The organism is Pseudoxanthomonas kaohsiungensis (assembly GCF_010211765.1).
Taxonomy (GTDB): domain Bacteria; phylum Pseudomonadota; class Gammaproteobacteria; order Xanthomonadales; family Xanthomonadaceae; genus Pseudoxanthomonas; species Pseudoxanthomonas kaohsiungensis.
The window spans coordinates 25,771-38,944 of record NZ_PDWO01000022.1 but is presented as its reverse complement, the minus strand read 5'-3'; the positions used below and the strand labels follow the sequence as shown (position 1 = coordinate 38,944).

Below are 13,174 nucleotides of genomic sequence, written 5' to 3'. Positions count from 1 at the left end.
GCCCCGCCCGGGTGGCCCCCGCCAACCAAAACCCGGATAATCCGCAAAAGCCGGTCGGAGCCGCTTCGCCTTGAAGCCACCCGCCCGGCTTTTTCCGTGTCGGGTACCCCGCATTGCTTCGCGCCGCCCCGATGGCGGCGCATGTTCCCGGATCGGCTTGCCCGATCCCCCATGGAACGGGCAGGGCAGGGCGCCCGCCACGGTCCCATCCCGCGGCCCCGATGGCCGCCAGATAAAGGAGTCACGGCCATGGGCCAGTCAGTCGTCGTCATCGGTGCCCAGTGGGGCGATGAGGGCAAGGGCAAGATCGTCGACCTGCTCACCGAGGAGATCGGCGCCGTCGTGCGTTTCCAGGGCGGCCACAACGCCGGCCACACCCTGGTCATCAACGGCAAGAAGACCGTCCTGCACCTGATCCCGTCCGGCATCCTGCGCGAGGACGCGCTGTGCCTGATCGGCAATGGCGTGGTGATCTCGCCGGCCGCCCTGATCAAGGAGATCGGCGAGCTGGAAGCGGCCGGCGTGGAAGTGCGCAGCCGCCTGAAGATCAGCCCGGCCGCCCCGCTGATCATGCCGTACCACATCGCCCTGGATCAGGCCCGCGAGAAGGCCGCCGGCGGCAAGGCCATCGGCACCACCGGCCGCGGCATCGGCCCGGCGTACGAGGACAAGGTCGCCCGCCGCGGCATCCGCATCGCCGACCTGCATTACCCCGACCAGCTGGCCGAGAAGCTCAAGGCCGCGCTGGACTACCACAACTTCGTCCTGACCAAGTACCTGGGCGTGGACGCGGTGGACTTCCAGCAGACCTACGACGAGGCGCTGGCCTTCGGCGAGTACGTGCAGCCGATGAAGTCCGACGTCGCCGGCATCCTTCATGACCTGCGCAAGCAGGGCAAGCGCGTGATGTTCGAAGGCGCCCAGGGCGCCCTGCTGGACATCGACCACGGCACCTACCCGTACGTCACCAGCTCCAACACCACCGTCGGCGGCGCGCTGGCCGGTTCGGGCGTGGGCGCCGACGCGATCGACTACGTGCTCGGCATCGCCAAGGCCTACGCCACCCGCGTCGGCGGCGGCCCGTTCCCGACCGAACTGGACGACGAGATCGGCCAGGGCATCCGCGACCGCGGCGCCGAGTACGGCGCCTCCACCGGCCGCCCGCGCCGCTGCGGCTGGATGGACATCGTCGCCCTCAAGCGCGCCGTGGCCATCAACGGCATCTCCGGCCTGTGCATCACCAAGCTCGACGTGCTCGACGGCATGGAGAAGCTGAAGATGTGCATCGCCTACGAGTACCGCGGCAAGCGCACCGAGTACGCCCCGCTGGACGCCCAGGGCTGGGAAGAGTGCACCCCCGTGTACCTGGAGTTCCCCGGCTGGAGCGAGAACACCCACGGCGTGACCAACTGGGACGAACTGCCCCCCGCGGCCCGCGCCTACCTGCGCGCGCTGGAGGAGCTGGCGGGTTGCCCGATCAGCATCGTCTCGACCGGCCCGGACCGGGATCACACGATGGTGTTGCAGGATCCGTTTGCGTGAGCCTGCTGTCGTAGAGCGGGGCTTGCCCCGCTGCTCCTGCGTCCGGAAGCCCCGCGAAAGCGGGGCTTCTCTTTGCCGGCCACGGCGCTTATATTCGCTATTCGCGAATAGCGAATAAGGCCATGGATCTGAAGCCCCAAGAGTTGCTGGTGCTGCTGAAAGTGTCAGCCCACCCCGCGCGGAAGTTCACGTTCGCCGCGTTGGCCGAGGAGCTGGCCATGAGCGCGGCGGAAGTGCACGCCAGCGTGAAGCGGGCCAAGGGGGCCGGGCTGGTGAACGAGCGGGGCAGGGGCGACTGGGCGCCCATCCGCCCGGCGCTGCAGGAGTTCCTGGTCCACGGGGTCCGCTACGCGTTTCCGGCCGAGATCGGGCCGGTCAAACGTGGTATCCCCACCGCGCACGGCGCCGAGCCCTTGGCCGGGCTCCTGCACAACGAGGCAGACATCCCCGTGTGGGCGCACCCGCAGGGCAGCGCCCGCGGCCCCTCGGTGTCCCCGATCTACCGCACCGCGCCCGAGGCCGCCCTGCGCGATCCGGACCTGCACCGCCTGCTCGCGCTGCTCGACGCCGTGCGCATGGGTCGTGCGCGCGAACGCGAGCTGGCGGGAAAGCTCCTGTCCGATGCACTGAAACCCCTCGATGCGGCGGCCTGACCCGAACCTGCCGCACCTGGAGGTGATCGCGCGGGCCTTGGGCGACCTGTGCGATCAGGTCGTGTTCGTCGGCGGCTCCACCGCCGGCCTGCTGCTGACTGATCCACTGGCCGAAGGCGTGCGCCCCACGCTGGACATCGACGCCATCGTCCAGGCCGACAGCCTGCCGCAGTACTACCGGCTCGAAGCGCAGCTCGAAGCGCGCGGCTTCATCCGCGATACCGGCAGCGAAGTGATCTGCCGCTGGCGTCACCGCGCATCGGACGTGGTGTTCGACCTGATGCCGACCGACGCCTCCGTGCTGGGCTTCACCAATCGCTGGTATGGCGAGGCGATCGCCACCGCCCAGGTCATGGAGCTGGCCGGCGGCCTGCGCATCCGCCTGATCGCCGCACCGGCCTTCGTGGCCACCAAGCTGGAAGCCTTCCTCAGCCGTGGCCGGGGCGATGTGCTGTCCAGCCATGACCTGGAAGACGTACTCAACGTGGTCGATGGCCGACCCGAACTCGCCGACGAGCTGGCCACGGCATCGCCCGCGCTGCGACAGGCCGTGGCGACTCTGTTCGGCCAGCTGCTTTCCAATCCCGATTTCATCAACGGCCTGCCCGGCCTGATCGCCGAGCCAGAGCGCGCGAACATCGTCCGCGAGCGCCTGCAGGGCATGGCGGGCGATTCGGTGGCACAAAGTGAGTGATAGGCTGCTCCCCGCCGCCCGCGCCTACCTGCGCGCGCTGGAGGAGCTGGCGGGCTGCCCGATCAGCATCGTCTCCACCGGCCCGGACCGGGACCACACGATGGTGTTGCAGGATCCGTTTGCCTGAACCTGCTGTCGTAGAGCGGGGCTTGCCCCGCTGCGGTTGCGACCCGAAGCCCCGCGAAAGCGGGGCTTTCTTGTTTCAACCGACTGCCCATTCCGCTGAAAGCGTCTCGGCCTGTCGCAGCACGACCTCCGTGGCTTCCTCCTGCCGGTCCGGTGGGTACTTGTAGCGGCGCAGCAGGGTCTTGACCATGACGCGCAGTTTCGCGCGGACGGCTTCGCGCTTGGACCAGTCCACGGTGACCGAGCGTCGCAGGCTCTGGGTCAGTTCCACGGCGATCTTCTTCAGCGTGGCATCGCCCAGTTCGCGCACGGCGGCTTCGTTGTCGGCGAGGGCGTCGTAGAAGGCCATCTCGTCCGGACTCAGGCCCAGTTGCATGCCGCGCTCGGCCAGCGCCTGGAACTTACGCGCCATGGCGATCAGTTCCTCGATCACCTGGGCGGTCTCGATGGCGCGGTTGCGGTAGCGGATCAGGCTGGCCTGCAACAGATCGGAGAACTTCGCGCTCTGCACTACATTGGTCTTGAAGCGCGCCTTGATCTCGCCCTTGAGCAGGCGTTCCAGCAGCTCCACAGCGAGGTTGCGTTCCTTCAGCTGGCGCACTTCCTCGAGGAATTCGTCCGACAGCACCCCGATATCCGGCCGCTTCAGGCCCGCAGCGGAAAAAATGTCGATGATCTCGTCGCTGACCACCGCGCGGCTGATGATCTGCCGCAGCGCATGTTCCTTCTGCTCATCGCTCAGCTTGCGGTCGGTGCCCAGGTGCTTGGTCAGCGCGGCCTTCACCGCCTGCAGGAACGCCAGTTCGTCCCGATAGGCCAGCGCCCCTTCCAGTGTCCCGCACAGCGCGAACGCCTTGCTCGCCGCCAGTACGGCGTCGGCGAAGCGCCGCTTGCCGTCCTCCAGGCCGAGGATATGGTTGGCGACCGGCGGCAGCAGTTGCCAGGCCTTGTTGCGGAACTCGCTGTAATCCATTCCGTGCAGCATGTGGTGCAGCACGTCCATCTGTTCCAGCAGGATCGCCAGCGCCTCGCGGTTGTCGATCGTCGGTCGGCCCCGCCCCTGCGCCTGGGTGTAGTCGGCCAACGCCGCCTTGAGCTCGTTGGCGATGCCGATGTAGTCCACCACCAGCCCGCCAGGCTTGTCCCGGAAGACGCGGTTCACCCGGGCGATGGCCTGCATCAGGTTGTGGCCGCGCATCGGCTTGTCCACGTACATCGTATGCAGGCTGGGAGCATCGAAGCCGGTCAGCCACATGTCGCGCACGATCACCAGCTTGAACGGGTCGTCTGGCTGCTTGAAGCGCTTCTCGAGGTCCTTGCGGACGTTCTTCGGGTGGATATGCGGCTTGAGCAGGGCCTTGTCCGAAGCCGAGCCGGTCATCACCACCTTGATGACGCCCTGGGCCGGGTCGTCGCTGTGCCAGTCCGGCCGCAGGGCGACGATGGCGTTGTACAGGTGCACGCAGATTTCGCGGCTCATCGCCACGATCATGGCCTTGCCGTCCATCGCCGCCAGGCGGTTCTCGAAGTGGGCGACGATATCCGCCGCCACCTTCTGGATGCGCGGGGGCGCACCCACCAACTGCTCCAGCGCCGCCCAGCGGCGAAGCGCAGCGACCTTGGCGGCATCGCCTTCCTCGTCCTCCGTCAGCTCGTCGACCTCGCTGTCGAGCAGGGTGACGTCGGCTTCCTTCAGCTCCAGTCGTGCCAGCCGGCTCTCGTAGTAGATCGGCACGGTGGCGCCGTCGCGCACGGCCTGTTCGATGTCGTAGATGTGGACGTAGTCGCCGAACACCGCGCGGGTGTCGCGGTCGTCGAGGCTCACCGGCGTGCCAGTGAAGGCGACGAAGGTCGCGCCGGGAAGCGCATCGCGCAGGTGTTGGGCGTAGCCGTAGCGCACGCCGCTGGCTGCGTAGTCCGCCGCTGTCTCGGCCACCGCCCGCGCATGCGGATCGTTGGACGCGATGGTGTCAGGTGAACCGATCCTCGTTGCGCCGCCTGACGGCTTTCCGGTGATGCGCGCTTCGAAGCCATACTGGCTGCGATGCGCCTCGTCGCAGATCACCACGATGTTGCGGCGGTCGGACAGGACCGGAAACGCGTCCTCGTCCTCGCCCGGCGCGAACTTCTGGATTGTGGTGAAGATGATCCCGCCCGAGGGCCGGTTGGCCAGCAACTGGCGCAACTGCGGCCGCGTCTCCGCCTGCACCGGCGTTTCGCGCAGGCTTTCGCCCGCCCCGGCGAACACACCGAACAGCTGGTTGTCCAGGTCGTTGCGGTCGGTAATCACCACGATGGTCGGGTTGCCCATGCCCGGGTGCGCCATCAGCGCGCCGGCCAGGCAGGTCATCTCGATGCTCTTTCCGGCGCCCTGGGTGTGCCAGACCACGCCGCCCTTGCGCGAGCCGCCCGGGGCCGAGGCCTTCAGCACGCTGTCCACCACAGCACGCACTGCATGGAACTGGTGGTAGGCGGCGATCTTCTTGACCAGCCGGCCGTCGTCCTCGAACAGGACGAAATGACGCAGGTACTCCAGCAGCAGCTCGCGCCGGAACATGCCCTGGGTCAGCGTTTCCAGTTCGCGCATCGGTCCGAGGGGGTCGATCGCCACGCCATCGATGGTGCGCCAGGCCAGGAAGCGCTCACGGTCGGCGGTGAGCGAGCCCATCCGCGCGACGATGCCATCGCTGACCACCTGCACGAGGTTGGCGTGGAACAGGTCGGGGATGTCCTGCTGGTAGGCCTGCAACTGATTCCAGGCCGCCCAGATGTCGGCCTCCTCGTCGCCGGGGTTCTTCAGTTCCACCACCACCAGTGGCAGGCCATTGATGAACAGCACCACGTCGGGCCGGCGGGTGAGCCGGGGCCCCTGCACGCTGAACTGGTTGACCGCCAGCCAGTCATTGGCCTCCACATCGGTGAAGTCGACCAGGCGCGCGCGCGCGCCTCGGGTCTGACCGTCCTTCTGGAACTCCACCGGGACGCCATCGACCAGCCAGCGCTGCAGCTGGCGGTTGGCGTTGACCATGCCCGGCACGTTGGGATTGATGACACGGCGCAGCGCGTCGTCCCGGGCCGCAGACGGAATCTCCGGATTGAGCCGGGCGATGGCATCGCGCAGCCGGTGGACCAGGACCACGTCCCGGTAGCCCTCGCGCTCGGTGCCCGGCGTGCGGGCGTCGGGTGGGGAGATGTCCGGGCCGTGGGCGGTGGCCCAGCCCAGGCCCGCCAGCCAGCCGAGCATGGCCTGTTCGAGGAGGTCCTCGCTGATGCCCTGGATCACTGGCCGTTCCCCCGGAACGTAGGTTTGAGGATCATCCATGCCCGACAACGGACGTTGTGTATCACATAAAGCTGTTTTGTGACACACAAGCAGGCTTGCAGCGCATCCACGCGCCTCAAAATGCCGGCCGCCCTTCGGCGATGTTCAGCAGGTCGCGGAACGCCAGCACCGCCGGACGCCGCCCCGCCGCCGGCCGCAGCTCGGTCAGGACCCCTTCCTCGCGCAGGACCCGCAGGATCCGCATGGCCGTGGGCCGCGGCACGCCGGCGGTTTCCACGAAATCGGAGCTCTTGAAGATCGGCCGTTCGAAGACCCAGTCCAGCGCCCGCACGGCGTACTGGGACCGGGTCGCGCCGGCGACCCAGTCCTTGCGCGCCCGGTACAGGTCCAGGATCGCCAGCGCCCGCTGCTGGTTGCTACGTGCCTGTTCGATCAGCGCGGTCAGGAAGAACCGGCACCAGCCGGTCCAGTCGCCGTCACGGGACACCGCCAGCAGGCGGTCGTAGTACTCGTCGCGGTGCGCTTCCAGGTAGTCGCTGATGTAGAAGTTGGGGCTCGACAGCAGGCCCTTCTCGAACAGGAACAGCGGCACCAGGAGGCGCCCGAGCCGGCCGTTGCCGTCCAGGAACGGGTGGATGGCCTCGAACTCGACATGGGCGATGGCCAGCTGCACCAGCCGGTCCGGCGCGTCGGCGTGCAGGTACGCCTCCAGCGCGGCCATATTGCCCGGCACCTGTTCGGCACCGCTGCTGACGTAGCGTGCCTGCTCGATCGTGCAGCCCTCCGGCCCGATCCAGTTAGGCACGCGCCGGTACTCGCCCGGATCCTTGTTGCGCCCGCGCACGCCCTGCATGAGTACACGGTGGGTGGCGCGCAGCAACCGCTGCGACAACGGCAACTCGGCCAGCAGCCGCACCGCTTCCATCAATGCGGCGCGGTAGTTGAGCACCTCGCGGATATCGGCCTTCTTCGGCGTGCTCTCGTCGAACAGGTTGCCTTGCGCCTCGAACTCCAGCACCTCGCCCAGAGTGGCCTGGGTACCTTCGATGCGCGAGGAGAGCACCGCTTCCTGCGCCGTCAGCGGCGACAGCAGCACCTGGGGATTGGGTACCGCGTGCAGTACGCCCTCGTAACGCGCCACTGCGGCGTTGGCAGGCCCGATCAACGGCAACAACTGCGCCCAGTCGATGTCGACTGGCGGGAATCGGTCCTGGTGGTAATGGACGGGCATCAGGCGGGTGTCCCCTCAGGCCTGTATTGGATTCAAGCAGCAGAGTTTACGGGAGGGCAAAAGAGGTGGTGATTGAAGAACCCCGCTTCCCTGATGCGGCCGGATTCCAGATCCAGCGGCAGCACATCCAGCAGCATTCCATCTTCAAGGTCGAATGTCTCCAGGGGCTTCTCGAACCTGCAGGTTTCCGGGAACACCAGCGCCAGGCGGCCATTGCCGCGCAGGTAGCGGCGGCCATAGGCGAACAGCTGGTAGAAGTCGCCCTGGCTCAGGCCGTATTGGTTCTGAGTGTCCGCCGCATCCAGCAGCTTCCACTTGGCGTCCACCACCCAGACCGAGTTTTCGTGTTCGATCAGGAAGTCGGGACGCAACTGGAACAGGCGGCGATCGCCCTGGCGGCAGAGGTAGTGGCTGGCGGCCTGCGTGCGCAGGCGTGCATCGGGCGGGAGCATCCGCTGCAGGCAAGTCTCCACATAGGCCTCGAACACCTTTTCCATCGGGAACAGCAGGCTGCGGCCGGTCCACTGGCCCATGGCGGACATCGGATTCCGGTCGCCCAGGATGAGCTCGCACCAGCTGCGGATGGCCGCGTAGTGGCTCATCAGCCGGTCGCTGCTCCAGCGACGGAAATCGCCGGCGATGTCGCGACTGCGTGGCAGCTCGACCAGCTGGTGTTCCAGTTCGTGCGCCCGGCGCCAGTTCTCCGGGTCACGGGTCGCTGCGGCGACTTTCGCCAAGGCCGAGGCGATCAGCCGGTTTTCCGGTCGATCCGGCTCGAATACCTGGTGCTCGATCTGGAACAGATGCTGGCGCCCGGCCGGCTGGCGCAGCTGCCGTGCCAGCAGCAGGCGCCCACGCAGGAACCGAGTCTCTTCCTCTACCGGCCGGTAGTCGAAGCGGAGCCCGCGCCGCACCAGAGCATCCAGTTCCTTGAGGAACTGCTGGATGATCCACTCGCTGACCGGCGCATTGAAGGTCTGCAGCACCGTCGGCCCGGAATCGCGTACAGGCAGGTGCAAAGCCACCTGCAGCATCCGGATCAGGACCCGGCGCGCGCTGGCAACGTCGCTCTCTCCATGCACGTGCTTGGGCAGGATCTCGATCCGCGTGCCGCAAGGCGTTTCCAGCACGCCCACGTAGTTGTCCAGGCGCAGCCAGTGCCGGCCTTCGATCCGCACCAGCGGCGCGCCGGTGGTGCGGTACCGTTGCGCCTCCTGGCACAGCCAGTCGAAGGCGGAGACCGGCACGCTCGCCACATCCAGGCTGCCGCCGGGCACCGGCCCGGTGGTCAGCCTGGCGTGTTCGCGGACCGAAACGGTGTTCACGTGCCGGCGCCGGCCGCGTCGATGATGGCCCGGTAGGCTTGGGCCGACGTGAACGCCGCAGCGTTGATGCGCCACAGATGCCTGTCACGCGGAAGCTCCACGTCCGGGCCAAGCAGTTCGGCCAGGCCGCTGTCGGCCTGTTGCAGGAAGCGCAGCGCCTGCGGCTTGCGGTGGTCGTTGAGCACCCAGGCGATCTTCTGCCAGTCCTCGAAGAAGTACTCCTGCAGCAGCGGCAGCACCTGGCGCCGGAACACGCCAGCCAGCCCCTCCAGCGTCGGCGCCGCGCGCAGCGCCATGAAGTTGGCATGGCCAAGCATGAAGTCGCGCCCCAGCAGCACCTCGATCCGGCGGTTGATCGTGGCGAGCAGCTTGTCCATGGCGACGCCCTCGACCACGATCCCGGCCAGGGCGGCGGGGTCGGGCAGCATCTCCACGAACTCGAAGCGGCGGCGCAGGGCCACGTCCAGCCCGGCCAGCGAGCGGTCGGCGGTGTTCATGGTGCCGATGATGTGCAGGTTGGCCGGCACTCCGAAGCGCTGCTTGGAGTAGGGCAGGGTGACTTCCAGCGCCTCGGTGCAGCCCTGGCGCTTGCTCGGCTCGATCAGGGTGATCAGCTCGCCGAAGATGCGCGAGACATTGCCGCGGTTGATCTCGTCGATGACCAGGACGCGGCTTTCCGGCTCGCTGACGGGCACGCGGTAATCGCCATGGATGGTGGCCTGCTCCGGCGCCAGCAGCCCCGCCAGCCGATCCAGGTTGATCGAGCCGGGACGCAGCTCGTAGATGGTCATCTGGCTGAAGCGGTTCTCCATCAGGTCCGGATACGGGCGCGGCGGGTCGTACTGGCGCAGCCAGCGCATCTGTCGCGCCTGCACGTAATGGTCGCCGGCTTCGGCCGGCTTGCGGAAGTAGTCGCCGGTGACCTCGCCGATGGCGCGGAACTTCAGGTTGCCGTGGGTCACCACCACGAGGTCGCCGACTTTCATGCGCCGCACGAACAGGTCCAGCGCGGTGACGGCATAGGCGTCGGCCTCGATCTTCCCGCCCGCGGCCTGGACCCGCTGCAGGATTTCCTCGCGCGAGGACACCCCGGTCAGGTCGGTGCCGTAACCGAAGCCCATCAGGGCGATGCCCTGCTCCATGCACTCCTCGAACACATGGCCCTCGGTGCCGGCATCGCCCAGCGATACCTTCCAGATCCGTCGCCCGGCCAGATCGATCGGCGCATCGGTATCGGCATCGACCACCGTGCGGCTGCGCGCGGCCTCGCACAGCTGCTTGAACACGCCGTCCTCCACCTCGTAGTGCAGGGCGCCGGTGTCCTCGTCGGTGCTGGCGCGGATGCCCTCGACGAAATCCTCGTAGCTGAAGCTCTGGTGGAAGGTCACGAAGCGCACACGCCCTGCATCGGCCAGGGCGTCGAAGCGCGCCTTCAGTGCGGCGCGATCACTGGCATGGGCGGCCAGGAACTCCGGGTCCAGCAGGTCCAGTGTCTCGTTGATGGTGTGGTAGGTCTTGCCGGTGCCGGGCGGGCCGAACAGGATCTTGTTGACGGGCGTCATGCGGGGCTCCTGGGGTCCTTCCGGTGCGGGTGCATCGTCGTTGGCCAGCCCGGTAGTGGCAGCAGGCAGGTGGCTGATGTGGTACTGGCCTTCGCCGCGCTTCTCGAAGCGCAGACGGTCGCCCGCCCTGGCCTGTGTGGCCAGGTAGTAGGCACGCGCGGCGGAGCGGTTGTGCAGGTAGCCGGTATTCGCCGCGCGGTAGATGTCGGAGTCGAACGCCGTCCCGGCATCGGTGGTGAAGTGGGCCGGCACGCCGGGCCCATCAGGATCCTTGGCCCGGAGCATCGAAGCGGGGAAGAACTCGCCATCCAGCGGTTTGACCGGGAAGAAGCTGTTGCCGGGCCGGATCGCACCGTCGGATAGTTCGACGACCAGGGAAGGAAGCGCCGCTTCGACTCGGCGGATCGAAGTCTTGTGGGTGCTGGTGGCCGCCGGGTCCGGATGGATTTCCCAGACGCCATGTACCGCCGGGTCGTAGGTTACGTAGTGCGTGCCTTCGCCCACGCCGACCTTGAACAGCCGGTCGTGGCGGTCGCCAGTGTCCGTGCGCCGTGGCTTCCTGCCGGTGTGGTAGGACGTGCGCGATGGCGCATTCACCGACAACGCATTGAGATCGGCCGTGACCGTGCTGAAGGGCAGGTCGGGGCGGAACTGCTTCAGGTACTCCCAGACCTCGTTGCGGGTCGCCTTTCCGCCAAGTGCGACCACGGCATCGGCGGCCTGCTCCCATTGGGGTTTGGTTGGATCAATCATCGATACGCTGCTTCATCTGCAGTCATGTGATAAGGATTGGAGATCAACCATCGAACACCTGCGCGGCATTTGTTCCGTAGGCTTCCTGCAGCACCCCGGCAACGCGCCCGGGCGACTTGAGCTTGATGAGGAAGTTGCAGCCTTCGTTGCGTGGGAGCCAGCGAGGACATCCAAGGAAGTACTCGTCCAGAAAGTCGCCGCCACTGTCCGACTTGCGCTGCAGTCGCAGTGATTCTCCGTGCACGGGGCAGCGATAGTGCGCAAGCCCGATGTCTGACTCCTTGTTCTGCGTGCGCACCGCGTCCAGTGCTTGCCGCAAGCGCTGTCTGCGGCCGGGGTCCATCACCTTTCTGCGGACATCCTCGGCCTTCATCTGGAATTCCGGCCGCGTGACATCCATGAAGATGCGGAAATCGTCTTGCGACAGCATTTCGGTGTAACGGCAGGCGTGTCGTCCGGTGTTGCCTACGATGTACCAACCGGAACACCCCCAGAAGAAGTCGCGGAGGCCGGGTGTGCCGACGCTGCGGTTCCATTGCAGCGTCATTGCCCGCCGGCAGACACGGCACTTCTTTCCATACGTGGTCTGCCCAGTCAGCATGTCGATCAGGTGGGCCTTCTGCTCGGTGACCGTCGTAGATTCGTACTCTCTGTCCGGATCGACGACGCCTTCGGCAAATGTTCCGGCTTGCAGGTCATCCAGATCACGGACAAGCGCCTCACGGCGCGCCTTCAACCGCTGCCACTCCGCTTTCTCCCGGTCCGTCAGCCCCCCGTTGTCGCGATATGCCCTGTGCAGCCGCGCGATACGCGCGTTGACTTCCTGCAGCTGGCGTTCGACGACTTCCTGCTCGGACTGCGCATCGCCTCGGGCACGTTGCATGCGGCGCGCCAGCTCGTCCACGGTGTCGCGGGCGCTCTGCATGACCTTGCGCACCACGGGGGCCGTCGCGGCGACCGCCGCCTTGCCCGCGCGAACCAGGCCCTCGGCCACTTTCGTGAACTCGCGACCGAGCGTCCGCAACCAGCTCAACTTGAACCCTCCGGCCAAGCCGCCAGATACGCAGACCGCCCCTGTTGCCTGCGGGCGGACTGGCGGATGAATTCCCGCATGGCCTGCGCATTGCGGGCGCGATCGAACCACATTCCGGCGACCAAGCCCGCCGATACGCCGAGCAGCAGGCTGTCGGCCACCACCTTGACCAACGCACCTGTTCCGCTGGCGACCAGGCCCCGCGAGGCGCGCTCGGACGCGACCGCGACGGCGTGATCGAATCGCTCGTGGCCAACAAGGACGCCGTACCCCTGTGTGCCGGCGATCACGATCAACGGGATCAGTGGATTGAAGGCCTGCCAGAACTCGTCGAGGGTTCCGGGTGCCAGGTGACCGTAGGTATCCGAGACGACCTGCCGAAGTTCCGCTTCGGTCATGTTCACGTCCACCAGCCTTGCCTCGCTGCCGGCATGGTCCGCCACTTCGTCGGTGGCCACGATGCGGATGTCCGGATACCTCTCCAGCGCCTCGTGCACGTAGCCGGCGCTTGCTGTCGCCTTCATCTGCAGGAATTCCACGGCGTGTCCATCCGCATCGACGATGCGCACGTCCCAGCCGGCCTGGTTCATCGATTCGGCTACGCTTGCCTGCTGGCCGGGCAGCAACTGGAGGTCGCCCACGGTTTCCCCGGCATTGAGCCGATCGACCACGAGGTACTCGAAATACTTGCCCTTTGCGGCATTCACCATTCCCAGCCACTGTTCGTCGCTGTAGTCATGCACCGCCGCAGGGTCGAATGCCGGATTGGTGTCGCCGATCGCCTGCAGGGCCAGCGGGTCGATTGCTTCCCGGTCCACATATGCCAGGGAGGCCGCGACGGCAGCGAGATCGGCCAGCCGCGTCCGGCGCAGGCCCTGATGGCGGCGCAGGATCTGCTCCAGCGCATCCGGGCCGTCGCTGCCGTGCCCACGGTAGCGCAGCAGCAGGCTGCGCAGGTAGCGCAGGTCCATC

9 protein-coding genes and 1 pseudogene are annotated in these 13,174 nt (G+C 67.1%); 4 read left to right on the top strand and 6 right to left on the bottom strand.

Features of this window, described 5'->3' with window-relative positions:
• Positions 1-249 precede the first annotated feature (249 nt).
• From CSC66_RS16490 to CSC66_RS16475, 4 genes and pseudogenes are all read left to right on the top strand, one after another.
• Positions 250-1,542, top strand: a complete 1,293-nt coding sequence (locus CSC66_RS16490) for an adenylosuccinate synthase (protein WP_162378505.1) — start codon at positions 250-252, stop codon at positions 1,540-1,542.
• Between the two features lie 122 nt (positions 1,543-1,664).
• Positions 1,665-2,195, top strand: a complete 531-nt coding sequence (locus CSC66_RS16485; protein WP_162378504.1) for a MarR family transcriptional regulator — start codon at positions 1,665-1,667, stop codon at positions 2,193-2,195.
• Positions 2,182-2,889, top strand: coding sequence for a hypothetical protein (locus tag CSC66_RS16480; RefSeq protein ID WP_162378503.1), 708 nt, complete (start codon positions 2,182-2,184; stop codon positions 2,887-2,889). Before CSC66_RS16485 ends, CSC66_RS16480 begins: the two co-directional genes overlap by 14 nt.
• Positions 2,888-3,016: pseudogene (locus CSC66_RS16475) on the top strand (adenylosuccinate synthetase); the annotation flags it as partial. The gene CSC66_RS16480 and the pseudogene CSC66_RS16475, both read left to right, overlap by 2 nt.
• Before the next feature lie 75 nt (positions 3,017-3,091).
• Here the strand turns inward: CSC66_RS16475 and CSC66_RS16470 are convergent.
• The 6 genes from CSC66_RS16470 to CSC66_RS16445 all read right to left on the bottom strand — a co-directional run bounded on the left by CSC66_RS16470 (position 3,092) and on the right by CSC66_RS16445 (position 13,173).
• Positions 3,092-6,295, bottom strand: a complete 3,204-nt coding sequence (locus CSC66_RS16470; protein ID WP_425501067.1) for a type I restriction endonuclease subunit R — start codon at positions 6,293-6,295, stop codon at positions 3,092-3,094.
• Between the two features lie 118 nt (positions 6,296-6,413).
• Positions 6,414-7,529, bottom strand: coding sequence for a Fic family protein (locus tag CSC66_RS16465; RefSeq protein ID WP_162378500.1), 1,116 nt, complete (start codon positions 7,527-7,529; stop codon positions 6,414-6,416).
• Between the two features lie 32 nt (positions 7,530-7,561).
• Entirely contained in the window at positions 7,562-8,854 is a 1,293-nt protein-coding gene (locus CSC66_RS16460) for an McrC family protein (protein WP_162378499.1), read from the bottom strand.
• Complete coding sequence (locus CSC66_RS17650) at positions 8,851-11,169, bottom strand: AAA family ATPase (RefSeq protein ID WP_162378498.1); 2,319 nt, start codon at positions 11,167-11,169, stop codon at positions 8,851-8,853. Before CSC66_RS17650 ends, CSC66_RS16460 begins: the two co-directional genes overlap by 4 nt.
• A 43-nt stretch (positions 11,170-11,212) precedes the next feature.
• Entirely contained in the window at positions 11,213-12,202 is a 990-nt protein-coding gene (locus CSC66_RS16450; RefSeq protein ID WP_162378497.1) for a hypothetical protein, read from the bottom strand.
• The gene (locus CSC66_RS16445) at positions 12,199-13,173 is read right to left on the bottom strand and encodes a type 2 periplasmic-binding domain-containing protein (RefSeq protein ID WP_162378496.1); all 975 of its coding nucleotides are present in this window, start codon (positions 13,171-13,173) and stop codon (positions 12,199-12,201) included. The genes CSC66_RS16450 and CSC66_RS16445 overlap by 4 nt, the downstream gene beginning before the upstream one ends.
• Position 13,174 lies beyond the last annotated feature (1 nt).